Source organism: Amycolatopsis sp. NPDC048633, assembly GCF_040650695.1.
Classification (GTDB): Bacteria; Actinomycetota; Actinomycetes; order Mycobacteriales; family Pseudonocardiaceae; genus Amycolatopsis.
In genome coordinates, this window is sequence record NZ_JBEZHS010000036.1 from 74,450 (window position 1) to 98,760 (window position 24,311).

Below are 24,311 nucleotides of genomic sequence, written 5' to 3' on the forward strand. Positions count from 1 at the left end.
AGGCACGCTGAAGTCATGCCACTTGATCAGTACTACCTCCTCGGCCGTTCGGGCCTGCGCGTCAGCCGGCTCGCGCTCGGGACGATGAACTTCGGCACCGGCGGGTTCCACGCCGCCTACGGGAAGACCGAGGACGAGGTCCGCCCGATCTTCCGCAAGTACCTCGACGAGGGCGGCAACTTCCTCGACACCGCGGACTTCTACACCGCGGGCGAGAGCGAGACCATCCTCGGCCGGCTCATCGCCGAGGCGAACGTGCGCGACCGCGTCGTGCTCACCACCAAGTTCACCAACAGCGTCGACCCCGGCGACCCCAACGCGGGCGGCAACGGCCGCAAGCACATGGTCCGCGCGCTCGAAGCATCGTTGCGCCGGCTGGGCACCGACCACGTCGACCTCTTCCTGCTGCACACGTGGGACCGGCTCACCCCGGTCGAGGAGGTCGTGCGCACGCTCGACGACCTCGTCCGCGCCGGCAAGATCCGTTACGCGGGCCTGTCGGACGTACCGGCCTGGTACGCGGCGCGGGCCCAGAGCATCGCCGAGGCGAACTCGCTCACACCGATGATCAACCTGCAGCTGCCGTATTCCTTGGTGCAGCGGGAGATCGAGACGGAGCACGTCCCGATGGGCCAGCACCTCGGCCTCGGCGTGACGGCGTGGAGCCCCCTGGCCGGCGGCTTCCTCACCGGCAAGTACCGCGACGGCGGTTCCGGCAGGCTCAGCGACGCCCAGACGTGGACCGAGCGTGACTGGCAGCTGCTCAAGCCCCTGGAAGAGGTCGCGGGCAAACTGGGCGTCACGATGGCCCAGGTGGCGATCAACTGGGTGGCAACCCAGCCGGGCATCGCCTCGGCGATCGTCGGAGCCAGCAGCGCCGACCAGCTGAGCAAGAGCATGGCGGCGCTGGACTTCGAGATCCCGGCGGAGCTGCGGACGGTACTGGACGAGGCGAGCGCGGTGCCGCCGGCGTCGGTGTACCGGATGTTCACGCCGAAGTACCAGAACTGGATCGTCACGCCGGACACCAAGGTGGGCGACAAACCGGACGGCTACGCACCCGCGGTGCGGAACTGGTGAACGGGCGCGGAGCGGCACCCGCCGCTCCGCTCAGCCCGCGACCACCTCGCCGCCCTGGATGATGTGGCGGAAGTGCTTCGGCTCCGCCAGCACTCCGATGTCCGCCAGGGGATCTCCGTCCACCACCAGCAGGTCCGCGTATGCGCCCACGGCCAACGTCCCGATCTCACCAGTCAAATTCAGCAGCTCCGCCGCCGTCGACGTCGCCGAGCGGATCACCTCCAGCGGGGCCTGGACCTCGCCGCGCAGGCGGAACTCGTGGTTCTGGTGGCGGTGCATCCCGCCCAGGAGGTCCGTCCCGTACACCAGCTTCACGCCTCCCCGCGCGGCGCGCTCCAATGCCGTCAAGCCCGCGCCGAGGACGTCGTCGACCTTGCGCCAGCTCGACTCCGGCAGCCCGTGCTCGCGGCCCTCCTCCTTCAGCGCCCAGTACGTCACCAGCGTCGGCACCAAGTACGCCTCGTGCGAGAGGAACAGCGAAACGCTCCGGTCGTCCAGCAGGTTGCCGTGCTCGATCGAACGGACACCCAGCTCCAAGGCCCGGTTCACCGCTCGGGCCGTGTACGCGTGCGCGGCCACGTACCGGTTGGCCGCCGTCGCCTCCTCGACGATCGCGCTCAGCTCCTCCGCCGAGTACTGCGTCGAGTCGATGCGGTCGGTCGGGGACGCGACGCCGCCCGAGGCCATCACCTTGATGTGGTGGGCACCCTTGCGCAGCTCGTCGCGGGCGGCCGCGCGGACCGCGTCGACGCCGTCGGCCACCCGGCCGAGACCCGCGCAGCACGCGTGGTCGTCCTTCACGTGCGTGCCGCGGGTGCGGCTGTCGCCGTGCCCGCCCGTCTGGCTCAGCGCCCGCCCGCAGAACAGCAGCCGCGGGCCGCGGAACAGCCCCTCCGCCTGGGCGTCCGCGAGGCCGTAGTCGGCACCCGACGCGTCGCGGACCGTGGTGAACCCGCGGTCGAGCATCCGGCTCATCGTGCGAGCCGCGTGAGCGGCCACATAGGACGGTGACGACGACGACAGCGAGCCCAGGTCCGCGGTCGACGCCGTGACGTGCACGTGCGCGTCGACCAGCCCGGGCATGACCACCGCGCCCCGGACGTCCACCGAACGCACGTCGGCCGCGGCGAGGTTCGGCCCGACCTCCACGATGCGGCCGTCGGCAGTCCGCAGGTCGCCTTCGGTGTACTCCCCGGAAACGGGGTCGAGCAGCCGGGCGTTGCGCAGCAGCAGGGTCACCGGTTCTCCTTCTCCAGGTCGAGCAGGGCGGACACGGCCAGCGGCGCGAGCGATTCCGCGACCACCACCGCATCTTCGTCGTAGCTGCCTTCCGCGTCGAGGATGTTGAGCACCCCGAGCGTCCGGCCGCCGGCGAGCACCGGCACGTTGATGATCGAGCCGCAGCCGAGGCCCTCGATCAGGTCGTGGTCGGCGAAGATCTCGCGGACGGCCGCGCGGTCCGGCCCGAAGTACGGTTCCTGCGCGGTGATGCAGCGATCGAGCCAGCCGGCGGCGACTTCGACCGTCTTCTCCCCACCCACCGGGTACTCCGCCGGGTGACTGCTGTGCACCCGCCGCAGCGCCCGCCGCTCCGGCACCCAGGCGAGCACCGTGAACAGCCGCACGCCGATCGCGTCGCGCACCCGTTCCTCCACAGTGGACAGAGTCACTTCGTCATCTCCTTCGCGGCGCGCACCGGCGCGCCGTGTTCGGTCAGTTCTTCCAGGGACCGCCCGGCCGTGGACAGGCCGAAGACGAGCACGCAGAGCACGCCCGCCGCGAGCACGGCCGTCGTCAGGCCGAAGACACCGGCGAACCCGAGGCTCGCCGAGGACAGGCCGATGATCGTCGGCGCGAGGATGCTGCCGACCCGGCCGAACGCGCTGGACAGGCCGGTGCCGCTGGCGCGGATCCAGGTCGGGAACACCTCGGGCGTGTAGGAGTACACGCCGGCGTAGGTGCCGTTGAGGAAGAACGACAGCACTGCTCCGGCGAGCGTGATCGACCACGGCGCGCTCGTCTGGCTCAGCCAGAACGCGCTCACGGCCGAGCCGGCGAGGTACAGCGCGATGGTGTGTTTGCGGTCGAGCCGTTCGGACAGCCACGCGGCGGAGAAGTACCCGGGCACCTGCGCGAGGTAGATGATGATCGAGAACTCGAAGCTTTTCGTCACGGTGATGCCGCGTTCGACCAGCAGCGTCGGGATCCAGGAGAAGAAGCCGTAGTAGGAGAACGTGATCACGAACCAGACGGTCCAGATCACCGCCGTCCGGCGCCGCATCGCGGGGCTCCACAGGAACTTCAGCGCGCTGAAGAGGTTGACCTTCGGGGTCTCGGTGGCGGGCTGGGCGTCGGCGGGCGGCACCGGCGGGAGCGTCGTCCCGGTGGCCTTCTCGACGTCGCGTTCCAGCTTGACGACGACGCTTTCGGCTTCGGCGGTCCGTCCTTGGGCCAGCAGGAACCGCGGCGACTCGGGCAGCGACCGCCGCCACCACAGCAGCATCACGATCGGCAGCGCGGTGACGAGCTGCGCGATCCGCCAGCCGTCGTCGAACGACGGCACGACGAACCGGCCGATCAGCGCGGCCGCCACGAAGCCGAAGGAGAAGAACCCGGCGAGCGCGCCGACGAACCAGCCGCGGCGCTTGGCCGGCACGAACTCGGACAGGAACGGCGCGATGATGGCGCTTTCCGCGCCGGCGCCCGCCCCGGCGAGCACCCGGGCGCCGAGGAAGATCTCGTAGTTGGGCGAGAAGGACGCGATGACGGAGAACAGCGCGTAGAAGGCCAGCGCGTACATCATGACCTTCTTGCGGCCGATGCGGTCGCCGAGCAGGCCGGCCGCGATCGCGCCGAAGAGGAAGCCGAACGGCGTCGCGGAGCCGATCAGGCCGAGCTGGCCGTTGTCGAGGCCCCACGCCGCCTTGGCGCTGGGCAGCAGGAAGGCGACGACGGCCGAGTCCATGCCGTCGAAGGTGTAGCCGAGCCCGCCGATGAGCAGCAGCTTGTAGTGGGGCCGGCTCAGCGGGAGCCGGTCCAGTCGTGCCAGCAGGGTCATGGGGGAACGCCTTCCGTGTCCGGGCGCCGGGGAGTGCGGACAACGTATACTGCGTTTTTGCAGTTTTGCAACGTTCATTGCAAGACAACCTCGCTGCGTTACGGTCTACGCGACCTGAGGGAGGGGCCGAAGTGGCGGAAACCGACGACGGTTTCGAAGCGTGGCTGCGGGACCGGCTGCCGGAGCGTGGACTGCGGCCGAAGTCGGCCTCGGTGCTGGAGGTGCTGGTCTCCCAGCCGAGGCGGGCCTCCTTCGGCTCGACGGCCGAGCTGGCGCAGCTCGCCGGCGTCAACGTCGCGACCGTGACGCGCACGGCGCAGGCGCTGGGCTTCGCCGGCTGGCCGGCGTTGCAGCAGGAGCTGCGGGCCCGGTACATGTCGTCGCTGAGCGCGCCGCAGGTGGCCGAGGAGCACCGCGGCGTCGACTCGCCGGGCTCGGCGTCGCTGCGCCGGGACCTCGACAGCCTGGCCCTGCTGAACCGGCGGTTCGACGAAGAGGTGATCCGCGAGGTCGCCCGCGCGATCGCCGCGGCCCGCCGGACGCTGGTGATCGCCGACGGCAGCTACGCGGCGGTCGGCATCGCCTTCGCGCACAACGCGCGTCTCGCGGGCTACGACGTCCACGCCGTGACGGCGGGCGACGCGGAACTGGCGAACCAGACGGCGAAGCTGACCTCGGACGACGTGCTGGTGGCGATCAGCTTCTGGCGCCTGTACGAGAGCACGGTCCTGGCGGCGAGCGAGGCGAAGAGCCGCGGCGCGCGGGTGTTCGCCGTGACGGACGCGGCCAGCCCGGCCCTGGCGGGCGCGGTGGAGCAGGTGCTGATGGTGCCGGCGGAGGGCGTGACGTTCTTCCCGTCGCTGACCGCGGGCATGGCGCTGGTGCAGGCGATCGTGGCGCAGCTGGCCGCGGTCGACCCGGCGCGGACGAGCGAGTCCATCGAGGCCGCGGAGGCGATGTGGTCGCGGTTCGACCTTCTCCATCGCCGCCCCTCGGCCAAGCCGATGTGAGCTGGGTCACTCAGCGACGGTATTTCGATCCCCCGGTGGTCTTGATCCGGTCCGCACCGCATCAACCACTCCGGAGGACCCCATGTCCACCCACTCCACCGCCGTCGTCACCGGGGCCGGCCGCGGCTTCGGGCGCGCCATCGCCGCCGCGCTCGTCGCCGGCGGGCACACCGTCGTCGGCATCGCGCGCAGCGAGCCCGAGCTCCAGGCCGTGCGCGACGAGCTCGGCGCGGGCTTCGTCCCCGTCGCCGCCGACGCGACCGACGACGCCCTCGCCGAAAGCGTCCTCCGCGAACACCGCCCCGGCCTGCTCGTCCTCAACGCGGGAGCCGTGCCGCACATGGCGCCCGTGCACGAACAGACCTGGGAGACCTTCAGCCGCAACTGGCACGTCGACACCCGGCACGTCTTCGCCTGGACGCGCGCCGCGCTGCGGGAACCCCTCGAACCGGGCGGCGTCGTCGTCTCGATGTCGAGCGGGGCGGCCCTCGGCGGGTCACCGCTCAGCGGTGGGTACGCCAGCGCGAAAGCCGCGATCCGGTACCTGCGCGGGTACGCCGCCGACGAGTCGGACCGCGCCGGGCTCGGCCTCCGGTTCGCCACGCTCCTCCCGCAGCTGACCCCGCTCACCGGCCTCGGGACGGTGGGCGTCGACGGCTACGCCGCGCGCACCGGGGTCGACCGCGACACCTTCGTCAAGAACATGGAGTCGGTCCTGACGCCGGAGCAGGTCGCCAAGGCCGTCCTCGAAGTCGTCGACGGCGACGCCGCGGAGTACCAGGTCAGCGGCACCGGACTGCGTACGCTCTGACGGCCATGCCCGACTTCGCCGCCAGCACCGAGCAGTTCCGGCCCGAGCTGCTCGCGCACTGCTACCGCCTCCTCGGCTCGATCCACGACGCCGAGGACCTCGTGCAGGAGACGTACCTGCGGGCGTGGCGCGCCTTCGGCGGCTTCGAGGGCCGGTCTTCGGTGCGGCGCTGGCTGTACAAGATCGCCACCACGACCTGCCTGACGGCGCTGGAGACGCGGGCCCGGCGGCCGCTGCCGTCGGGGCTGGGCGCGCCGGCGGACGACCACCGGGTGGCCGTCGCGGCGGCGGACCCGTCGGTGCCGTGGCTCCAGCCGATCCCCGACGCGCTGCTCGACCCGGCGGCCGTCGTGGCCGGCCGCGCCGGTGTGCGGCTGGCGTTCATCGCCGCGCTGCAGCTCCTGCCCGCCCGGCAACGGGCCGTGCTGACCCTGCGCGACGTGCTGGCGTTCCACACCGGCGAGGTCGCCGAGATGCTCGGCACGACCCCCGCGGCGGTGGACAGCGCGCTGCGCCGGGCCCGCGGCCGGCTCGCCGAGGCGGGCCCGGTGGCGGCGGACCTCACCGAGCCGGCCGGGCACGGCCCTTTGCTCGACCGCTACGTCGACGCGTTCGTCCGGCCCGACCCGGGCGCGCTGGTGACGTTGCTGCGCGCCGACGTCGAGCTGGAGATGCCGCCGATCCCGACGTGGTTCACCGGCCGGGACGCGGTCGCCGGGTTCCTGGGTCGCCGCGTGCTGCGCCCGGGAGCCTGGCGGTTGGTGCCGACGCACGCGAACGGCCAGCCGGCCCTGCTCGAGTACGCGGCGACCGGGGCCGGACGGTTCGAAGCCCACGGCGTCCAGGTGCTGACGCTGATCGGCGCCAAGATCGCGCGGATCACGGCGTTCAACGACCCGGCGCTGGTCCCGGTCTTCGCGGCGACCGGCTCGGCAGTGGAGGACGCCGGGCTGCTCTTCACTAAGGCCGGCCGCCGCCCGCCGAGCTCATCCTCTCCGTGAAGCGCGCCGCGACGTCGCGCAGCTTCGTGTTCGTGTGCTGCGACTCGACGATCAGGCGTTGCATCGCCGTGTCCTCGTTGACCCGGTGGATCAGCATGAGCATGCCCTTGGCCTGCTCGATCACCGCGCGCGTCTCCATCGCGTGCCGGAGCTCGTCGGCGAGCAGGCGGGCCTCGCGGTAGCGGCGGGTCAGCCGCAGGACGGTTTCCACGCACAACGTGAACAGCCGCAACACTTTCGTGTCGAACTCGTGGTAGCCGTGGGCTCCGAAGCCGAACAGCGTGATCGCGCCGACGAGCGTGTCGTCCACGCGCAGCGGCACCGCCAGGTAGCTGCCAACGCCGAGGTCCTTGGCCGCGAGGACGAACTCGGGCCACCGCTCGCCCGTGTCGCCGACCGCGACCCGCACGACCTCGCCCGTGAGCGCCGCGAGCAGCCCGGGACCGTCGCCCGCCGCGTACTGCACGTCGTCGATGCGCCGGGCGCGCTCGTCGGTGAAGGCCGCGGTCCGGGTCACGCCGTCACGGACCACCACGATGCTCGCCAGGTCCGCGTCGGGCACCACCCGGACCGCCTCGCCGCAGACGGCGTCGAGCAGAACCGGGGTGTCGGACACCGATTCGAGGACACCGACGAGGTCCGCCAGCACGGCGTTCAGCTCGTCGACCCGCTCCGCCATGCCGTCGCCAGTGGTCGGCACAGCCCCACCCCTCCCCTGCGTCGAGTGGCGAGCAACGGGAAAGAGCTCGCCAGCAGCGTCAACCGAGACCACCGCTGGCGTTTCAACGGGTCCGCGAGAATTCTAGCGGCCGCCGGAGCCGAGTCCGATGCCGCTCCCGGCGGGTAGGGGCGGCCGAGCCGGGGACGCGCCTGAGCAGCCCCCGGTTTCCACGCTAGCGGAGGGCACCGACAAATCTCGGCGCCGGCCGCGCGCGATCGGCCAGTTGTCCACAGTGCCGGTCAAGCGCCCCAATGTGGCCTTCGGTGCGTTCAACGCACCGAAGGGCCCCTTGGGTGCGGTCAACGCAACCAAGGCCACATTGGGGCGCTTGGGTCAGTGGGGGACCGCCTGCCAGCGCTGGTTGGGGCCGTTCGTCGGGCGGTACAGGCCGATGCGGGCGCCGTCTTCACGGGACTCGCCGGTGACGTCCAGCAGTTGCCCGTCCGCGGCGTTGACGAACGTCCACGTCCCGTCGCCGGTCGTCGACAGCGTCCACTGCGCGGCCGCGCCCGAGGTTCCCGGCGGGGCCAGCGTCACCGCGCCGCCGGCCGTGGTGAGCACCTGGCCCGTGCCGGCGTTGGCAACCGTGAACCGGTCGCGGTTGCCGTAGCGGCCCGTGCGGTCGGTCAACGTCCAGCGCTGAGCGGCCGCCGATGCGTCCGTCGTGCGCTGGACCAGCGAACCACCCTCCGCCGACAGCGACTTGCCGCTCTGCACCCCGGTGAACGTGAACGGCTTGCCCGAGCCCAGTCCGGTTCCCGCTGCCGTCGAGGAGACGCCGTCGACCAGGAACGTCGTCACCGACCGCGCCGGGACCCGCAGCGTCGCGTGGGCCGACGTCACCCGCACCGGCTTGCCCCGCCGCAAAGCCCCGTTGACGTCGGTGACGACCGGCGTCACCGAAGCGCCGGGCCGGACGCACCCGAACCCGGACAGGTCCAACGTGACGTCCTGCTCCGCCGTGCCCGAGTTGATGTGGACCACGGACGACAGGGCGTCGCCGCGCATCGCGGCCGTCGAAGCGGTGTCGTTCGACGCGATCAGCCGGTCACCCGGCCGGATGTAGTGGGTGAAGTTCCGCATGGTGTCGAACTTCGTGTTCGTCCGGATAGGACAGTCGGACGTCGTGCAGTTGAACGGAACCTGGATCTCGCCCCAGTTCATCCCGGCCGCGGACTCCCCGCCGGGCTTCATGTTGTCGTAGTCCTCGATCGGCTGCCAGCTCACCCACGCGCTCGGTTCGAGCAGCCGCAGGTCGTCGGTGATCTGGCCGGCCAGCCCGAGCCCCGGGTCCATGCTGGTGAAGTCCTGCCGGTCGAGCCAGCTGCCGCCGACCTCGCTCATCCACAGCGGCTTCGACGCGCCCTTGGCGATGTCGCGCGGGATCGGCCGGTTGCCGGTGCCGTAGGTGTGCACGTTCAGCCGGCCCGCCGCCGCCCGCGCCTCGGCGGACCAGCCCGCCCAGTCCGCGGCGAAGATGTCCGGGTTGGTTTCGTCGGGCGCGGAAACCACCTTCCTGGGAAGGGCCGCGGCCATCGCCGGGATCAGCCGCGACTGGACCGAAGGCCCGATGTGCGCGCCTTCTTGCCGGCCGCCGGTCGGGTTTCCGTCGGCGCCGAGCGTCGTCTTCCAGTAGATCGTGTTGGGCTCGTTCAGCGGGTTCACCGACGAGAACTTGATGCCGTGCGCGCGTTCCAGGGTCCGCACCACCTGCGCCAGGTACGCCGTGAATTCGCCGATCTTGTCGGGACGCAGCTGTTCGTCCGTCGCGTCGAGGCCGCCGGAGACGTACCCCGACACGGTCTGGAAGTACGGCGGCGAGTTGCTGAACGCCTCCCACTTCGTGACGCGGTTCTTGACGCGGTCCACCCACCAGCGCTGGTTCGGGTCCGCGGCGGCGTCGAACTCGGCGGGGTTCCCGGGCGTCCACCAGTCCTTGTCGGCGCGGGTCGTCCCGGCCGGCGCCTTCCACCAGCCCGGCACCGCCCCACCCGGACGCAGGTACGACGGGACGTCCGGGGCGTTGCCGCCGCCGACGTTGAAGCGGGCGATGTTCAGGTTCAGCCCGTCGGCGCCGAAAACGAGGTCGGCCAGCTTGTTCCGCACCGGATCCGGGTAGCCGCCGGTCGCCTCGGCCATCCACGCCAGGCTCGAGCCCCAGCCTTCGAACGGCTGCTGCCGGTAGGCGGGGTCGGGTCTCACGGTCACCGCGGTCGCCGCGGCGGCCGGTGCCGCGACGATCCCTGTCACGACAAGAGGTACACAAAGGACGGTGAGCAATCGTTTCATCGTCGATCTGCCCTTCGTTCCGGTGGGGACTTCTCAGGCCTCGGTGTGTCCCAGCAGCGGCCGCGGCACGAACCGGGCCGCCGGGTCGAGCATCGTGCCCAGTTCGAGCACGACGAGTTCGTTGGCCCCCGCGCGGACGACCGGGCGCGGCACGTACAACGTCCGCTGCGGCCCGCGCCGCCAGTACCGGCCGAGCGGGAAACCGTTCAGCCACGCGAGACCCTTGCCCCATTCCCCGGTGTCGAGGAAGAGGTCCCCGGACGCTTCGACCTCGAACGACGCGCGCAGCAGCACCGGGCCGGCGACCGGACCTTCCACAGTGGACGTCGCGAGCGGCGCGGGCAGCGCGTCCAGGTCGAGCGGCAGCACGTCCCAACCGGCCAGCGGCTCGCCGTGCAGCGACGCGCCGCCGATGAGGCCCTTCGCCTCGCCGATCCGGGGGCCGTAGTCGACGCGGCCCTGGTCCTCGACCAGCACCAGCAGCTCGCCGTTCGCCCGCGGCAGCGCGAGCGCGCGGTCGTGGTGCTCCCGCAGCAGTGTGCCCACCGGCTCGCCGTCGAAGAACACCGTCGCGCGGTCGCGGACCTCGCCGAACGTCAGGACGCCCGGCCGGTCGCCCGAAACGGTCGTGCGCAGCAGGGCGAGCCGCGGCATCGGCGTCAGGTCGTCGAACGCGGGCAGCTCTTCGTGGAACTCCCAGGTGCCCCAGCGGTCCGGGGCGTCGAGCAGCCGGACCGGGTCGCGCAGCACCGACTCGAAAGCCGGCGCGGGCTGCGCCGGCGGCGGGACGGTGTCGGGAACCTTGTGGTAGCGGGCGATCACGTCGCGGAAGGCGTGGTACTTCGGCGTCGGGTCGCCGGCTTCGTCCAGCGGCGCGTCGTAGTCGTACGACGTGACGAGCGGCTGGTAGACGCCCTTGTCGTTCGCGCCGCTGGTGAGCCCGAAGTTGGTGCCGCCGTGGAACATGTAGAGGTTGACCGACGCGCCCGCGGCGAGCAGCGCGTCGAGCTCGGCCGCCGCGTCCGCCGCCGACGTCGTGTGGTGGTGGGCGCCCCAGTGGTCGAACCAGCCGTTCCAGAACTCGCTGCACATCAGCGGCCCGGTGGGCTGGTGGGCGCGCAGGGTCGCGAGCCGCGCCTCCGCGTTCGAGCCGAAGGACGCGGTGCGGTGCAGCCCTTCCAGGCTGCCCGCTTCGAGCATGTCCGGCTGGTCCACTGTGGTCAGTGGCACGGTGATCCCGGCCGCCCGCGTGTGCTCGGCCAGGGCCCGCAGGTACCGCTTGTCGTCGCCGAACGCGCCGTACTCGTTCTCGATCTGGACCAGCAGCACCGGCCCGCCGCGGTCGACCTGGTGCGGGACGACGACTTCGTAAACGCTCGTGAGGTACGAGCGCACCGCGTCCAGGTACTTCGGCTCGTACCGGCGGACCCCGACCGACGGGTCGCGGAACAGCCACGCCGGTAGGCCGCCGTTGTCCCACTCCGCGCAGATGTACGGGCCGGGCCGGACGATCGCGTACATCCCGGCGTCGGCGACGAGCCGCAGGAACCGGTCGAGGTCGAGCCCGCCGGACAGGTCGAACGTGCCCGGCGACGGGGCGTGCGCGTTCCACGGGACGTAGGTCTCGATGGTGTTCAGGCCCATCCGCCGGGCCTTGTCGATCCGGTCGGCCCACAGGTCCGGGTGCACCCGGAAGTAGTGCAGGGCCCCGGAAAGGATCCGGAACGGCCGGCCGTCGAGCAGGAAGTCGTTCTCCCCGATCACGAACTCAGGCATGGCCGTCCTCCGGGCACAGCTGGAGCACGGTCCAGGACAAGGGTGGCAGTGTCACGGTGATGGTCGTCCCCCCGGGGTCGGACGTCACGGCGGTGCCGGGCAGGGGCACCGGCCGGACCGGTTGTGAGCCGGCGGTGTTGACGGCGTGCCGCGTCTCGCCGTCGGGCGTGGTCAGGGTTTCGGCGGCGTACACGCCGTACCGCGCGCCGCGCAGGCGCAGCCGGACCTCGGTCGGCGACGCCGTGGCCCGGTTGGTGAGGAACACCGCGCCACGCCCGGACTCCCCGGCCGTCGCGGCGACGTCGACGAGGTCGACTTCGCCGTGCTGGGCGGTCCGGAGGCGCTCGCCCTCGACGGTCAGGCGCAGGCTGACCCCGCTCGCCAGCGCGGCGACCTGCCGGAACGGGTGGAACGTCGCCTGCCGCCAGGCCGGGCCGCCGGGCTCGGTGCGGATCGGCGCGATGACGTTCACCAGCTGCGCCTGGTTCGCCATGGTCACGCGGTCGACGTTGCGCAGCAGGGAACTGAGCAGCGAGCCGACGACGACCGCGTCGGTGACCGTGTAGTCGTCTTCGATGATCCGCGGGTGCTCCCGCCAGCCGCCTTCGGCGAGCCGCGCCTGGTCGACCTCGGTCCAGCGGCGCAGGTCCCAGACGTTCCACTCGTCGACGCTGATCCCGATCTTCTTCTCGAGGCCCAGCTCGGCGAGCGTCTCGTCGATGATCCCCGCCGTCGTGCGGATGTAGCGGTCCAGCGCGGCCCCGCTGGCGAGGTAGCTGTCGGTGTCGCCGTGCAGCTCCTGGTAGTAGGCGTGCAGCGAGATGTGGTCGACCAGTTCGGCGGTGTGGCGCAGCACCGTGCGTTCCCACTCGCCGAACGTCGGCATCTCGGCGTGGGAGCTGCCCGCGACGACGAGCTCGACGTCCGGGTCGATCATCCGCATGAGCCGGGCGGTCTCGGCGGCCAGGCGGCCGTACTCGCCGGCCGTCTTGTGGCCGATCTGCCACGGGCCGTCCATCTCGTTGCCGAGGCACCACAGCTTGAAGCCGAACGGGCGGTCGGCGCCGTTCGCGCGCCGCCGCTCGCTCAGCTCCGTGCCGCTCGCGTGGTTGCAGTACTCGAGGACGTCGGCGGCCTCCTGGATGCCGCGGGTGCCGAGGTTGACGGCGTACATCACCTCGGTTCCCGCGGCTTCGGCCCACGCGACGAACTCGTGCAGGCCGAAGCGGTTGGACTCCACGCTGTGCCAGGCGGGGTCGAGCCGGGCCGGCCGCTCCGGCCCGACGCCGTCCTCCCAGCGGTACGCGGAGACGAAGTTGCCGCCGGGGTAGCGGACCACGGTCGGCCCCAGCTCCCGGACCAGCTCCAGGACGTCGCCGCGGAAGCCGCGTCCGTCCGAAGTGGAGTGCCCCGGCTCGTACAGTCCCGTGTAGACGGACCGGCCCAGGTGCTCGGCGAACGAGCCGAACAGGCGACGCGGGACCGGGCCGATCACCTCGCCCGCGTCGCCTTCGATCCGGACGCTCATCCGGCGCTGACCGTGAAGCCCTGCTGGTTGCCGTAGTCGACGATCGCCTGCTGCCAGGCCGCCAACCCGGCGTCGAGCCCGGTCGCGTTCAGGTAGGCCTTGCCCGCGGTGTCGCTGAAGACGCTGTTGGCGTAGGTCTGGTACGGCAGGTAGGTCCAGCCCGGCGCGACGTCCTTCGACGCCTGGGTCAGCACCTGGTTGACCTTCTGGCCGCCGAAGTACGGCACGGCCTGGTCGACGAACGCGGGCGAGGTCAGGTCGGCCGTGGTGGACGGGAAGCCGCCGCTCTTGATGAACGGCTGGACGCCGCCGTCGTGGTTGAGCCAGCGCACGAACGCCGCGGCCAGCGCCGGGTTCTTGCTCTGCTTGAGCACCGACTGCGTGCTGCCGCCGTTTTCCGCGGTGACCGCCTTCTGCCCGTCGTAGGTCGGCATCGGCGCCACCGCCCACTTGCCGCTGCCCCCGGGCACCGACGAGATGAAGTTGCCCGGCATCCAGGCGCCGGTGACCAGGGAGGAGATGGTGCCGTCACCGAGGGCGCGGAACCAGTCGTCGGACCACTCCTTGACCGGGGCGAGCAGCTTCCCCTGGATCAGCTGGTCCCACATCGCGGTCCACTTCTTGCTGCCCGCGTCGGCGAAGTTCACCTTCACGTTCCGGCCGTCGACGCTGACCGGGTGCCCACCGGCCTGCCAGATCATGCTCAGCGCGAACCCGGGGTCACCGGTGTCCGAGGTGATGTACTTGGTGGGATCGGCCGCGTGCAGCTTCTTCGCCGCGGCGATGTACTCCTCCCACGTCTTCGGCACGGCGATGGCGTTCTTGTCGAAGACTTCCTTGTTGTAGAACAACGCCATCGGCCCGGAGTCCTGCGGCAGGCCGTAGACCCCGTTGCCGTTCTTGACCTGGGCCCACGTCGAGGCGCTGTAGTCCTTTTCGAACGACCCGAAGCCGTACTGGTTCAGGTCGACGAGTGAGTCCGTCAGCGCGAACTGCGGGAGGGCGTAGTACTCGATCTGCGCGACGTCCGGCGCGCCGGAGCCGGCCTTGATCGCGTTCTGCAGCTTGGTGTATTCGTCCTTGTTCGTCCCGGCGTTGACGTAGTTCACCTTGACGTTCGGGAATTCCCGCTCGAACGCGGCGACCTGGTCCTTGGCCGAGGGCGTCCAGCTCCAGTACGTGATCGTCCCGCCGGCCTTGAGCGCGGCGTCGACGGAGTCCTGGGTGCCGGTGGCGGCCGCGGGCCCGGCCGTGGAGCCCCCGGACGAACAGCCGACCGCGACGGCGGCGGCGAGCGCCACGGCGGCGAACGCCTTGGCGCGACTGCGGATGCGTGACATCGAGTGTCCCTTCACGACGGTGTGACGGCTCATTGCTTGACACTCCCCGCGCTCAGCCCCGATTGCCAGAACCGTTGCATGAACAGGAAAGCGATGACGAGGGGGATGATGGTGAGCAGCGACCCGGTGAGCACCAGGTTGAAGATCGGCTGGGCGCCGGCGCCGTTCGCCTGCGCGCTCCACTGGTTGAGCCCGACGGTCAGCGGGTACCACTTGGGCTCGCTGAGCATGATCAGCGGCAGGAAGTAGTTGTTCCAGGTCTGCACCATCGTGAACAGCGCGACCGTCACGATCCCGGGCACCAGCTGGCGCAGGGTCACGGTGAGGAAGATCCGGAGCTCCCCCGCGCCGTCGATCCGCGCCGCCTCCATCAGCTCGTCCGGGATCGCGTCGGCGGCGTAGACCCAGATCAGGTAGAGGCCGAACGGGCTGATCAGCGACGGGATGATGACGGACAGCGGCGTGTTCGTCAGCCCGAGCTTGCTGAACATCAGGAACGTCGGCACGGCGAGCGCCGTCGTGGGGACGGCCACCGCGCCGAGGACGATCGCGAACACCGCCCGGCGGCCGGGGAAGCGGTACTTGGCCAGGCCGTAGCCCGCCGCGGTGGCGAGGATCGTCGCGCCGCCGGCGCCGACCACGACGTACAGCAGGGTGTTCCCCAGCCAGCGGAAGAAGATGCCGTCGTTGTAGGAGAACGTCTGGCCGATGTTGTCGAAGAGGGCGAACGGGCCGCCGAAGGACAGGCCGGACGTCGAGAACAGCGCCGGCTGCGTCTTGGACGCGTTGATCACCAGCCACACCAGCGGAATGAGGGTGTAGACCAGGTACAGCGCCATGACGGCCGTGAGCGTGCGCGACTTGCGGGGCCGCGTCACCGAGAGCGTTTTCATCGGAACAGCGGCCACGTCACATCTCCTTCCGGGAACCGCGCAGCTGCACGACGTAGGCGATGATCGCGGTGATCACGCCCATCACGATCGCGACCGTGGCGGAGTAGTTGTACTGCTGGCCGGCGAAGGAGAGGTTGTAGGCGTACATGTTGGGCGTGTAGAAGGTGCCGATGATGTTCGGCACCAGGTTGCGCATGATGTTCGGCTCGTTGAACAGCTGGAAGCTGCCGATGATCGAGAAGATCGTGGCGATCACGATGGCGCCGCGGATCGCGGGGAGCTTGACCGACCGGATCACGCGGAACGTGCCGGCGCCGTCGATCGCGGCCGCCTCGAACAGCTCCGTGGGGATCACCTTCAGCGCGGAGTAGAAGATCAACATGTTGTAGCCGACGAACTCCCAGGTCACGACGTTGCCGATCGAGGTGAGCAGCCAGCTTTGGGACAACGGCTTGACCGCGTCGGTGCCGAGCAGGTGGTTGAGGTCGGCGGCGAGTCCGAAGTGGTCGCCGTAGATGAAGCCCCACATCAGCGTGGCGACCACGGCGGGCACCGCGTACGGCAGGAAGATCACGATCCGGAAGAACCCGGCGGCGTGCAGCCGGGCGCTGTCGATCGCCAGCGCCGCGACCAGCGCGAGCAGCAGCATGATCGGCACCTGCACGGCGAGGAACACCAGCACCCGCTCGAAGGACTCCCAGAACTTCGGGTCGCCGAGCACCTGCGCGTAGTTGTCGGCGCCGACGAACACCGTGCCGCCGAAGAAGGCTTGGTCACGGAAGAGGCTGAGCACGAACGCATACACGACGGGCGCGATGAACGTCAGCGCGAACACCAGCATGAAGGGAGCGACGAAGAGCCAGCCTCGCCACTTCCGCCGGGGCCGGCGGGCCACGGTCGCGCGGGGCGGCGCCGGAACGGGCGGAGCCGCTGTGGACGTCATCGTCCCTCCGGTGGTTCACGTGGATGTTTACGTCAACATGGACGGTCGGAGGGTAACGTGTTGACGTAAACATGTCCAGGACACCGAGGAGACCCCGTGCCGGCTGCATCCCCCCGCCGTGGACCGTCGATGGCCGACGTGGCGCGCGAGGCGGGCGTGTCCGGCCAGACGGTGTCCCGCGTGGCGAACGGCAAGACCAATGTGGACGACGCCACCCGCGAGCGCGTCCTCGCCGCGATGCGCCGGATCGGCTACCGGCCCAACAGTGCCGCGCGCGCGTTGCGCAACGGCAAGTTCCGCAGCATCGGCGTGATCATCTCGGCGCTGCCGACGTTCGGCAACAGCCGCACGCTCGACGCCATCGCGGCGGCGGTCGTGCCGGAGGGGTTCTCGATCATCCTGATGCCGGTGACGCGCCCGACGCAGGGCGAGGTGACGGGGGCGTTCAGCAAGCTGAACGAGCAGGCCGTCGACGGCGTCATCATCCTCATCGAGCAGCACCAGCTCGACCAGAGCGCGATCGAGCTGCCGCACGGGCTGCCGGTGGTGGTGATCGATTCGAGCGCCCGCTACGACTACCCGGTGGTCGACACCGACCAGGCCGACGGCGCCGCCACGGCGACCCGGCACCTGCTGGAGCTGGGCCACGAGACGGTCTGGCACATCGCGGGGCCACCGCAGTCGTATTCGGCCGAGCGCCGCCGGAAGTCGTGGCGGGCCACTTTGGAGCTGGCGGGCCGCTTCGTGCCCCCGGTCCTCGTCGGCGACTGGTCCCCTTCGTCGGGCTACCAGGCGGGACTGGAGCTGGCGGCCGACCCGTCGGTGACGGCGGTGTTCGTGGCGAACGACCAGATGGCCCTGGGCCTGCTGCGCGCGTTGCACGAGACGGGCCGGCCGGTGCCGGCCGACGTCAGCGTGGTCGGGTTCGACGACATGGAGGAGTCGGCCCACTTCTGGCCCCCGCTGACAACGATCCGCCAGTCGTTCGAAGCGGTCGGCCACCACGCGGTTTCCGCACTGCTGGCCGAGATCGAGACGGGCGCGGAGGTGGGCGAGCCGGTGACGGTGCCGACGGAGCTGGTGGTCCGGTCGAGCACGGCACCCCCACCGGCCTGACCTCCCGCATCACGGCGGCACGCCAAAACTGTCGGTGCCCGCCGGTAGCGTGGAAGACGGGGGGCGCCGCCACGCGCAAAAGCTTTCGCCGCCGTCGACCGGATCGGTGAGCCGACCGTCCAGGCACGCCAGCCGACTCCCCAGGTACGCGAGCCGACCGTCCAGGCACAACCCCGCGAGCCGCCCCGCCGATTACCCGTGCCGCCTTTTCGGTTTCGGCGTGCGGGACCCGGGGAACTACTGGCCACCGGACCGGATCCCCGGCATCCGCGAACGTCGCAGTGGTGTGGACCATTTGGCCCTACGCCACGGAAAACGAGGCCGTCATGCTCGCCATTCTCGCCGCCGTGCTCTTCGGGCTCGCCCTGATCATGGAGCTCGCCGGGTTCGGGCTCGGCCCGGTCATCACGACCGGGACGCTGACCACGGCCGGGCTGCTGTGCGTCGCCCTGCACCTGGCCGGCGTCGCGACCGACCGTTCGCGGTTCTCCCGGAGCCGCCGCCGTCGCTGAGCCCTCAGCCCGCCGCGGGCTCCAGCGCGCGCCGGAGCACCTGGGTGAACACCTCGGGTGACTGGGCGCCGGCGACGCCGAACCGCTCGTCGAACACGAAGAACGGGACCCCGGTCGCGCCGAGCGCCCGGGCCTGTTCGCCGTCCGCCACGACTTCGGCTTCGTAGGCGTCCGACTCGAGGACCGCGCGGGCTTCGGCGGCGTCGAGCCCGGCTTCGGCGGCCAGCTCGACCAGCGAGCCGCGGTCGAAGATCGACCGCTGTTCGGTGAAGTGCGCGCGGTAGAAGCGGTCGACGACGGCGTCGGCCAGCCCGCGCTCGCCGGCGAGGTGGACCAGGCGGTGGCCGTCCACGGTGTTGCCCAGGTGGACACCGCCGAGGTGGTACTCGAGGCCGTCGGCGGCGGCGCGCTGTTCCATCTGCGCCTCCATCTCGTCGGCTTCTTCGAGCGTCCGGCCGTACTTCTCGGAGATGATCTCGCGGGTCGGCCGGGACGTGCCCCGCGGGAACGACGGGTCGAGCTGGAACGAGTGGTGCACCACCTCGACGTCGACGCCGAGCTCGGCGACCGCCCGCTCGAAGCGACGCTTGCCGAGATAGCACCAGGGACAGACGAGATCGGACCAGATGTCTACGCGCACCACTCCACGTTAACCCCAGTGGTGGCACGCACTTCAAGGTAACCGGCCCGGACTAGGGTGGACGGGGTGACCGTCTCGACCGACGACATCGTCCGGCACGCGGCCCGGCTGCTGTTCGCCGGAACCCGCCTCGACCTCGGCCGGATGGCGACCGAGCTGGGGATCTCGCGCACGACGTTCTTCCGCCGCGTCGGCAACCGCGACGACCTGATGGGCGCCGGGCTCAGCCTCCTGTCGGAGCGGACCTGGCAGCGCGCGCTCGACCACTGGCGCACGAAGTACGGCGACGAGGCGCGGACCCCGGATGGCCGGCTGCGGTCCCTGTGGGTCATGGAGGAGTACCGCCGCGAGGTCGCCGCCAACGAGGGCATGCGCAAGCTGTTCGACACGGAGTCGACGGTGGCGCTGCGCGTGCTGACCGATCCGCGCGGCGCGGTCCAGCCCGCTCTGGTCGACGCGCACGTCGACCTGTTCCGCGCCGACGCCGAAGCGACCGGGCTGACCCCGCTGGTTCCCCTGCCGGACCTGGCGTTCGCCGTGGTCCGGCTCGGCGAGTCGTTCCTCTACTCCGACGTCCTGGCCGCGCGCACGGTGGACCTGACCGTCGCGACCACCCTGCTCGACACCCTGGTCCGGGGTGCTTTGGAGCCCGTCGCCGTCCACTGAGGCGATCGTCGGAGGTCGTCGGAGGTCACTGAGCAAGCGCCCAGTCAGTCACCTCCTCACCCGTTCGGCCGTTGTGGAACATTTCGCCTAAGTGTTTCATAAGGCGACGGGAAAGCGGTTACCCCGCACCCCGTACGCGGCACGCCCTCCGTTGCCGCGCAACGGTTCCATCGGTCTGCCCTTCCGTGTCCGGGCGCGCTTCCGCCTGCCCGGGGAAAGAGAGCGATCCATGTCCGTACTCACCAGCCCGCCGACGTCGTCTGGCCCGGGTGAGAAACTTTCCCGCCGCCGCGGGTGGCGCGCCAAAGCCACCGGTGTCGTCCTGGCCGCACTGGCCCTGACGGCCGGGGTGGCTTCGCCGGCCCCGGCCGCGGCGAACCCGTACGAGCGGGGCCCCGACCCGAGCACGTCCAGCATCGAGGCCAGCCGGGGCTCCTTCGCCACGGCCACGACCTCGGTGTCCCGGCTGGCCGTGTCCGGCTTCGGCGGCGGCACCATCTACTACCCGACGAGCACGACCGCCGGCACGTTCGGCGCGATCTCGATCGCGCCCGGCTTCACCGCCACGCAGTCGAGCATCTCCTGGCTGGGCCCGCGGCTCGCGTCGCAGGGCTTCGTGGTCTTCACCATCGACACCCTGACCACCAGCGACCAGCCCGACAGCCGGGGCAGGCAGCTGCTGTCCTCATTGGACTACCTGACCCAGCAGAGCTCGGTGCGGTCGCGGATCGACAGCAGCCGGCTCGGCGTCGTCGGGCACTCGATGGGCGGCGGCGGCACGCTGGAGGCGGCGCGCTCGCGGCCGTCCCTGCAGGCGGCGATCCCGTTGACCGGCTGGAACCTGACGAAGAACTGGTCGTCCCTGCGCGTGCCGACGCTGGTCGTGGGCGCGCAGTCCGACGCCGTCGCGCCGGTGGCGTCGCACTCGATCCCGTTCTACACGAGCCTGTCGTCCTCTTTGGACCGCGCGTACCTCGAACTGCGCGGCGCCAGCCACTTCGCGCCGAACTCGTCGAACACGACGATCGCGAAGTACACGCTGTCCTGGCTCAAGCGCTACCTCGACAACGACACCCGCTACGACCAGTTCCTGTGCCCGATCCCGAGCACGAGCCTGACGATCTCGGACTACCGGGGCAACTGCCCGCACAACGGCTGACGACGCCGGGAGGCGCCCGGCGCCTCCCGGCCCGTCACAGCGTCACGACCACCTTTCCCTTGGCGTGCCCGGCTTCCTGGTACGCGATCGCGGTGCGCAGGTCGTCGAACGGGTAGCTCCGGTCGATCACCGGCGTGAGCGCGCCACGCTCCGTCAGCGCGGCCAGCTCACCCAGCACCGCTTTCTTGTCCCGGCAGCCCACCGCGTCCGCGAGGACCGCCCGCCGCCGGGCGAACGGACCGGTGGCCAGTACCCCGAAAGCGTGCCCGGCCGGCTGCAGCCAGCGCCCGGCCGGGCCGCCGACGGCCACGAACCTGCCCCTCCGCTCCACCACCCGGCGGCAAGCCGCCAGCGACCGGCTGCCCGCGATGTCCAGCACGACGTCGTAGCGCCGCCCGATGCGCGTGAAGTCCTCCGAGCGGTAGTCGACGACGTGCTCCGCGCCGAGCGAGCGGGCGAGGTCCGCGTTCGCCGCACCGCAGACGGCATCGACCTGGGCCCCGAGCGCCTTGGCGAGCTGGACGGCGAAGGTGCCGACGCCGCCGGAAGCGCCGTTGACCAGCACTCGCTGCCCGGCTTCCAGACCGCGAAGGGCGAGCAGCGCGGTGACGGCCGCCATCGGCATGGCCGCCGCCTGCGCGTGGGTGAGGCTCGGCGGCATCGGCGCCAGCAGGTCCTCGCGCACGCAGACGTACTCGGCGTAAGCGCCGTTCGGCAGCAGCGCGTAGACGTCGTCGCCGGGCCGGAAGCGCACGCCGGCCGTCTTGACCCGGCCCGCCAGGTCGCAACCGAGGATGCCGGCGCGCGGGCGGCGCAGCCCGAACCCACCCTGCAGCAGCCTCGCGACATAGGGCTCGCCTCTCATGAAGTGCCAGTCGTACGGGTTGACCGACGTCGCCCGCACCCGGACCAGCACCTCGCCGGCGGCGGGCACGGGGTCGGGGACGTCTTCGAAGGTCAGGCTGTCCGGTGCGCCGTACACGTGCTGGACCAGGGCTTTCATGTCGCCTCCGTGAATCTTACGTCGTAAGTCGTACGCCGTAAGGTACGCCGTACAACGTAAGGCCGTCAACGGCGCCTTACCTTGTACGATCTTGGGCGTGACCACGGAAGCGCGGATCCCGCTGAGCCGAGAGCGCGTGCTGCGCGCGGCGGTCGAGCTCGCCGACGAGCACGGTCTGCGGGCGCTGACGATGCGCCGCCTCGCCGAGGAGCTCGGCGCCGAGGCGATGTCGCTCTACTACCACGTCGCGAAGAAGGAAGACGTGCTCGACGGGATCGTCGACGTCGTGGCCCAGGAGATCAACGACGCCGTCGCCGCGGTGCCGCCGGCACCCGGCTGGCAGGGCGCGGTCCGGCAGCGGATCCTCACGGCGCGCCAGGTGTTCCTCCGCCACCGCTGGGCGCCGGAGCTGTTCGAAACGAGGTCGTCGACGAGCCTGGCGGTGCTGAGGTACTACGACGCGCTGGTCGGTCTGATGCGCGACGGCGGGTTCTCCTACGACCTGGTCCACCACGCCCTGCACGCACTCGGCAGCCGCGCGCTCGGGTTCAGCCAGGAGCTGTTCGACCCGGCCGCCGGCGAGTCCGCGGACGTGCCGGCGGAGCTGGCCGCGCAGTTGCCGAACCTGGTGGGGATGCTGAGCGAGATCGCCCACGACGACCCGGAGTCGACACTGGGCTGGTGCGACGACCAGACGGAGTTCGAGTTCGGCCTGGACGTCATCCTCGACGGCCTGGACCGCCTGCGCGACCCGTCCTGAGCCCGGCGATCACCCGGCCATCCACGCCTGAAGCTGCTTTCTGGCTTGGCGGTAGTTCTCGTGAAAGGCCGTCTTCTTCCAGTTCTTCTCGTCGACGAGCCCGGCGATGGCAGGGAACTCCTTCGCGGGCAGGCGAGGGACCGTGGAGAGATTCGCTTCGGCCCCGTCGAGGACGCGCCGCCGGAGGTGCTCCTCCGCGAGGCCTTCCGACGTGATGCGCGAGTAGTTGCCCTGGTATTCGCTCAACACGCCGTTCAGGTAGTCCAGCATCCGCTGTACGTACTCGTCGACCTCGGAATCGAGGACGAACCGCTCCCGCTGGACGCGATGGAGGTGCGCCCGCGCTTTCGCGAACACCTCGATCTGATCACCGAAGGTCTTGCCCGTCGTCCGGGCACGGAGAAAGAACCGCGCCATTTGAACGCACTCGTACCCCGCCTTGAGCTCTCGCAGCGCCCCTGCCAGCGCGGACGCTTTCTGCTCGCGCTGCGCCCGGTCCGCGGCGTGCCGAGCCAGCATGGCGGACAAGCCGCCGGTTATCAGCACGGCTGCGATCAGGTTCATCGCCACCTTGGCCAATTCGAGATTGATATCCGTTCCCGGCTGGGAAACGGCCAGAAAAAACCCGGCAAGCGCACCGAGGACGACTATCGAAGAAACGAGGACGACGGTGATCATTCGCATTCATCCATCGTCCTCGCCTCACCCGCCGGAACCGCATCCTTCGCGTATCGCCTGAGCGGCGAAGCGGCTCAGCTCGCCTGGCCCGCGCCGAGCTTCGCCTGCAAGCCGTCGAGCAATGTTCGGCGGGCCGATCGGCGCGCTGGCCCTGACCCTGTGACGTGCTCACCCAGTGGAACGCCCGCGGCCCGGACCCGGGCCGCGGGCAGAATCGGTGTGGTGTCGCGACCCCTGCGGAAGCTCGGCTTCCTGACCATCGGCCTGTTCGACCCCGCCGACCCGCGGCGCGGGCACGAGTCGACCCTCGAGATCGTCGAGCTCGGGGAACAGCTCGGGTTCGACAGTGCCTGGGTGCGGCACCGGCACCTGCAGCACGGCATCTCCTCGCCCGTCGCCGTGCTGGCCGCCGCTTCGCAGCGGACCCGCCGGATCGAGCTCGGGACCGCCGTCATCCCGCTCGGCTGGGAGAACCCGCTGCGGCTGGCCGAAGACCTGGCCACCGTCGACCTGCTCTCCGGCGGCCGGCTCAACCCGGGGATCAGCGTCGGCCCGCCGATGCGCTACGACGAGGTCAAGGGCGCCCTCTACCCGGACACCGCCGACGCCGAGGACTTCTCCTACGACCGCGTGCGACGGCTGCTGGACTTCGTGCGCGGCAAGCCAGCGACCGGCTTCAGCGGCACCGAAGGCTTCGAGGTCTTCTCCGACCGGGTCCAGCCGCAGGCACCCGGGCTCGGCGACCGCCTGTGGTACGGCGGCGCGAGCCTCCGCTCGGCCGAGTGGGCCGGCGAGCACACGATGAACTTCCTGACCAGCAGCGTGGTCAAGGCCGACGGCGAGAGCACGGACTTCGCCGAGATCCAGCTGTCGCACATCCGGGCGTTCCGCGAGCGGCACCCGGCCGGCGACGCGGCCCGCGTCTCGCAGGGCCTGGTCGTCGTCCCGACCGACAGTGCGACGCCGGAGCAGCGCGCCAAGTACGAGGCGTACGCCGCGAAGCGACTGCCGCGCACCGCGCAACCACAGGGCCCGGCGCGGATGCTGTTCTCCCCCGACTTCGTCGGCAGCTCGGCCGAGATCGCCGGACGGCTGCACGCACACGCCGCGTTCCGCGAGGTCGACGAGGTGGCTTTCGCCCTGCCGTTCACCTTCGAACACGAAGACTACGTGCAGATCCTCACCGACATCGCGGAACGGCTCGGCCCCGAGCTCGGCCGGAAGTCCTGACCTACTTGTTGGTGCCGGGGGTCAGCACCTTGTCGATCACGAAGACCGTCGCGTTCTTCGTGGGGATGTTGCCGCACAGGATCTTCGCGCCGTTGAC

General features: G+C 70.8%; 24 protein-coding genes. 10 read left to right on the plus strand and 14 right to left on the minus strand.

Translation table 11 applies throughout. From position 1 onward, the window contains the following. Positions 1-15 precede the first annotated feature (15 nt). Positions 16-1,080 carry an aldo/keto reductase gene (locus AB0C38_RS40690; protein WP_360683684.1) on the plus strand — a complete coding sequence of 355 codons (1,065 nt, stop codon included), beginning with the start codon at positions 16-18 and terminating at the stop codon, positions 1,078-1,080. Between the two features lie 30 nt (positions 1,081-1,110). On the opposite strand, the gene AB0C38_RS40695 is transcribed toward AB0C38_RS40690, so the two are convergent. Genes AB0C38_RS40695 through AB0C38_RS40705 form a run of 3 tightly spaced genes read right to left on the minus strand, consistent with a single transcriptional unit; the run spans position 1,111 to position 4,138 of the window. Continuing rightward, positions 1,111-2,319 (minus strand): amidohydrolase family protein, encoded by a 1,209-nt coding sequence (locus AB0C38_RS40695; protein ID WP_360683688.1) that lies wholly within the window; start codon positions 2,317-2,319, stop codon positions 1,111-1,113. Next, a complete protein-coding gene (locus tag AB0C38_RS40700) occupies positions 2,316-2,750 on the minus strand; it encodes a GAF domain-containing protein (RefSeq protein ID WP_360683691.1) in 435 nt (144 codons plus the stop codon). The genes AB0C38_RS40695 and AB0C38_RS40700 overlap by 4 nt, the downstream gene beginning before the upstream one ends. Beyond that, positions 2,747-4,138, minus strand: a complete 1,392-nt coding sequence (locus AB0C38_RS40705; RefSeq protein ID WP_360683694.1) for an MFS transporter — start codon at positions 4,136-4,138, stop codon at positions 2,747-2,749. Before AB0C38_RS40705 ends, AB0C38_RS40700 begins: the two co-directional genes overlap by 4 nt. Before the next feature lie 131 nt (positions 4,139-4,269). Here AB0C38_RS40705 and AB0C38_RS40710 point away from each other — a divergent pair, with 131 nt between their 5' ends. From AB0C38_RS40710 to AB0C38_RS40720, 3 genes are all read left to right on the plus strand, one after another. Then, positions 4,270-5,148 (plus strand): MurR/RpiR family transcriptional regulator, encoded by an 879-nt coding sequence (locus tag AB0C38_RS40710; RefSeq protein ID WP_360683697.1) that lies wholly within the window; start codon positions 4,270-4,272, stop codon positions 5,146-5,148. 82 nt (positions 5,149-5,230) lie between these two features. After that, positions 5,231-5,959, plus strand: a complete 729-nt coding sequence (locus AB0C38_RS40715) for an SDR family oxidoreductase (RefSeq protein ID WP_360683700.1) — start codon at positions 5,231-5,233, stop codon at positions 5,957-5,959. Positions 5,960-5,964: 5 nt separating this feature from the next. Next, positions 5,965-6,960, plus strand: coding sequence for an RNA polymerase subunit sigma-70 (locus AB0C38_RS40720; protein ID WP_360683703.1), 996 nt, complete (start codon positions 5,965-5,967; stop codon positions 6,958-6,960). Here the strand turns inward: AB0C38_RS40720 and AB0C38_RS40725 are convergent. The 7 genes from AB0C38_RS40725 to AB0C38_RS40755 form a co-directional block, all read right to left on the minus strand. Continuing rightward, a complete protein-coding gene (locus AB0C38_RS40725) occupies positions 6,920-7,639 on the minus strand; it encodes a GAF and ANTAR domain-containing protein (protein WP_360683745.1) in 720 nt (239 codons plus the stop codon). The two genes, AB0C38_RS40720 and AB0C38_RS40725, sit on opposite strands and share 41 nt — an antisense overlap. A gap of 375 nt (positions 7,640-8,014) precedes the next feature. After that, positions 8,015-9,931 (minus strand): RICIN domain-containing protein, encoded by a 1,917-nt coding sequence (locus AB0C38_RS40730; RefSeq protein ID WP_360683706.1) that lies wholly within the window; start codon positions 9,929-9,931, stop codon positions 8,015-8,017. Between the two features lie 72 nt (positions 9,932-10,003). Next, entirely contained in the window at positions 10,004-11,746 is a 1,743-nt protein-coding gene (locus AB0C38_RS40735) for a beta-galactosidase family protein (protein ID WP_360683709.1), read from the minus strand. After that, a complete protein-coding gene (locus tag AB0C38_RS40740; RefSeq protein ID WP_360683712.1) occupies positions 11,739-13,274 on the minus strand; it encodes an alpha-L-arabinofuranosidase C-terminal domain-containing protein in 1,536 nt (511 codons plus the stop codon). The genes AB0C38_RS40735 and AB0C38_RS40740 overlap by 8 nt, the downstream gene beginning before the upstream one ends. Continuing rightward, on the minus strand, positions 13,271-14,614 hold the full coding sequence (locus AB0C38_RS40745) for a sugar ABC transporter substrate-binding protein (RefSeq protein WP_360683715.1): 1,344 nt from the start codon (positions 14,612-14,614) through the stop codon (positions 13,271-13,273). The genes AB0C38_RS40740 and AB0C38_RS40745 overlap by 4 nt, the downstream gene beginning before the upstream one ends. A 29-nt stretch (positions 14,615-14,643) precedes the next feature. Beyond that, positions 14,644-15,507 carry a carbohydrate ABC transporter permease gene (locus AB0C38_RS40750; protein ID WP_360683748.1) on the minus strand — a complete coding sequence of 288 codons (864 nt, stop codon included), beginning with the start codon at positions 15,505-15,507 and terminating at the stop codon, positions 14,644-14,646. 16 nt (positions 15,508-15,523) lie between these two features. After that, the gene (locus tag AB0C38_RS40755) at positions 15,524-16,450 is read right to left on the minus strand and encodes a sugar ABC transporter permease (RefSeq protein WP_360683718.1); all 927 of its coding nucleotides are present in this window, start codon (positions 16,448-16,450) and stop codon (positions 15,524-15,526) included. A 129-nt stretch (positions 16,451-16,579) separates the two neighbouring features. Here AB0C38_RS40755 and AB0C38_RS40760 point away from each other — a divergent pair, with 129 nt between their 5' ends. After that, positions 16,580-17,566, plus strand: a complete 987-nt coding sequence (locus tag AB0C38_RS40760) for a LacI family DNA-binding transcriptional regulator (protein WP_360683751.1) — start codon at positions 16,580-16,582, stop codon at positions 17,564-17,566. Positions 17,567-17,892: 326 nt separating this feature from the next. Next, positions 17,893-18,078, plus strand: coding sequence for a hypothetical protein (locus AB0C38_RS40765; RefSeq protein WP_360683721.1), 186 nt, complete (start codon positions 17,893-17,895; stop codon positions 18,076-18,078). Positions 18,079-18,082: 4 nt separating this feature from the next. Here AB0C38_RS40765 and AB0C38_RS40770 read toward each other — a convergent pair whose 3' ends face one another. Then, positions 18,083-18,706, minus strand: a complete 624-nt coding sequence (locus AB0C38_RS40770) for a DsbA family oxidoreductase (protein ID WP_360683754.1) — start codon at positions 18,704-18,706, stop codon at positions 18,083-18,085. Between the two features lie 78 nt (positions 18,707-18,784). Between AB0C38_RS40770 and AB0C38_RS40775 the strand changes: the two genes are divergently transcribed. After that, entirely contained in the window at positions 18,785-19,384 is a 600-nt protein-coding gene (locus tag AB0C38_RS40775) for a QsdR family transcriptional regulator (RefSeq protein ID WP_360683724.1), read from the plus strand. Between the two features lie 229 nt (positions 19,385-19,613). Then, positions 19,614-20,543 (plus strand): alpha/beta hydrolase, encoded by a 930-nt coding sequence (locus AB0C38_RS40780; protein WP_360683727.1) that lies wholly within the window; start codon positions 19,614-19,616, stop codon positions 20,541-20,543. 34 nt (positions 20,544-20,577) lie between these two features. On the opposite strand, the gene AB0C38_RS40785 is transcribed toward AB0C38_RS40780, so the two are convergent. After that, positions 20,578-21,546, minus strand: coding sequence for an NAD(P)-dependent alcohol dehydrogenase (locus AB0C38_RS40785; protein ID WP_360683730.1), 969 nt, complete (start codon positions 21,544-21,546; stop codon positions 20,578-20,580). Positions 21,547-21,643: 97 nt separating this feature from the next. Here AB0C38_RS40785 and AB0C38_RS40790 point away from each other — a divergent pair, with 97 nt between their 5' ends. Next, positions 21,644-22,306, plus strand: a complete 663-nt coding sequence (locus tag AB0C38_RS40790) for a TetR/AcrR family transcriptional regulator C-terminal domain-containing protein (RefSeq protein ID WP_360683733.1) — start codon at positions 21,644-21,646, stop codon at positions 22,304-22,306. 9 nt (positions 22,307-22,315) lie between these two features. Here AB0C38_RS40790 and AB0C38_RS40795 read toward each other — a convergent pair whose 3' ends face one another. Next, a complete protein-coding gene (locus AB0C38_RS40795; RefSeq protein ID WP_360683736.1) occupies positions 22,316-22,984 on the minus strand; it encodes a hypothetical protein in 669 nt (222 codons plus the stop codon). Between the two features lie 222 nt (positions 22,985-23,206). Between AB0C38_RS40795 and AB0C38_RS40800 the strand changes: the two genes are divergently transcribed. Continuing rightward, the gene (locus AB0C38_RS40800) at positions 23,207-24,214 is read left to right on the plus strand and encodes an LLM class flavin-dependent oxidoreductase (RefSeq protein ID WP_360683739.1); all 1,008 of its coding nucleotides are present in this window, start codon (positions 23,207-23,209) and stop codon (positions 24,212-24,214) included. A gap of 1 nt (position 24,215) precedes the next feature. Here AB0C38_RS40800 and AB0C38_RS40805 read toward each other — a convergent pair. After that, positions 24,216-24,311, minus strand: a 96-nt coding sequence (locus AB0C38_RS40805) for a fasciclin domain-containing protein (RefSeq protein WP_360683757.1), incomplete at its 5' end; no start/stop codon positions are given.

Excerpts from the sequence above, each read along its gene's own strand:
- AB0C38_RS40690 (WP_360683684.1), top strand. The coding sequence starts at position 16 with ATGCCACTTGATCAGTACTACCTCCTCGGCCGTTCGGGCCTGCGCGTC.
- AB0C38_RS40705 (WP_360683694.1), bottom strand. The coding sequence starts at position 4,138 with ATGACCCTGCTGGCACGACTGGACCGGCTCCCGCTGAGCCGGCCCCAC.
- AB0C38_RS40715 (WP_360683700.1), top strand. The coding sequence starts at position 5,231 with ATGTCCACCCACTCCACCGCCGTCGTCACCGGGGCCGGCCGCGGCTTC.
- AB0C38_RS40720 (WP_360683703.1), top strand. The coding sequence starts at position 5,965 with ATGCCCGACTTCGCCGCCAGCACCGAGCAGTTCCGGCCCGAGCTGCTC.
- AB0C38_RS40725 (WP_360683745.1), bottom strand. The coding sequence starts at position 7,639 with ATGGCGGAGCGGGTCGACGAGCTGAACGCCGTGCTGGCGGACCTCGTC.
- AB0C38_RS40735 (WP_360683709.1), bottom strand. The coding sequence starts at position 11,746 with ATGCCTGAGTTCGTGATCGGGGAGAACGACTTCCTGCTCGACGGCCGG.
- AB0C38_RS40740 (WP_360683712.1), bottom strand. The coding sequence starts at position 13,274 with ATGAGCGTCCGGATCGAAGGCGACGCGGGCGAGGTGATCGGCCCGGTC.
- AB0C38_RS40745 (WP_360683715.1), bottom strand. The coding sequence starts at position 14,614 with ATGTCACGCATCCGCAGTCGCGCCAAGGCGTTCGCCGCCGTGGCGCTC.
- AB0C38_RS40750 (WP_360683748.1), bottom strand. The coding sequence starts at position 15,507 with ATGAAAACGCTCTCGGTGACGCGGCCCCGCAAGTCGCGCACGCTCACG.
- AB0C38_RS40755 (WP_360683718.1), bottom strand. The coding sequence starts at position 16,450 with ATGACGTCCACAGCGGCTCCGCCCGTTCCGGCGCCGCCCCGCGCGACC.
- AB0C38_RS40760 (WP_360683751.1), top strand. The coding sequence starts at position 16,580 with ATGGCCGACGTGGCGCGCGAGGCGGGCGTGTCCGGCCAGACGGTGTCC.
- AB0C38_RS40765 (WP_360683721.1), top strand. The coding sequence starts at position 17,893 with ATGCTCGCCATTCTCGCCGCCGTGCTCTTCGGGCTCGCCCTGATCATG.
- AB0C38_RS40780 (WP_360683727.1), top strand. The coding sequence starts at position 19,614 with ATGTCCGTACTCACCAGCCCGCCGACGTCGTCTGGCCCGGGTGAGAAA.
- AB0C38_RS40785 (WP_360683730.1), bottom strand. The coding sequence starts at position 21,546 with ATGAAAGCCCTGGTCCAGCACGTGTACGGCGCACCGGACAGCCTGACC.
- AB0C38_RS40795 (WP_360683736.1), bottom strand. The coding sequence starts at position 22,984 with ATGATCACCGTCGTCCTCGTTTCTTCGATAGTCGTCCTCGGTGCGCTT.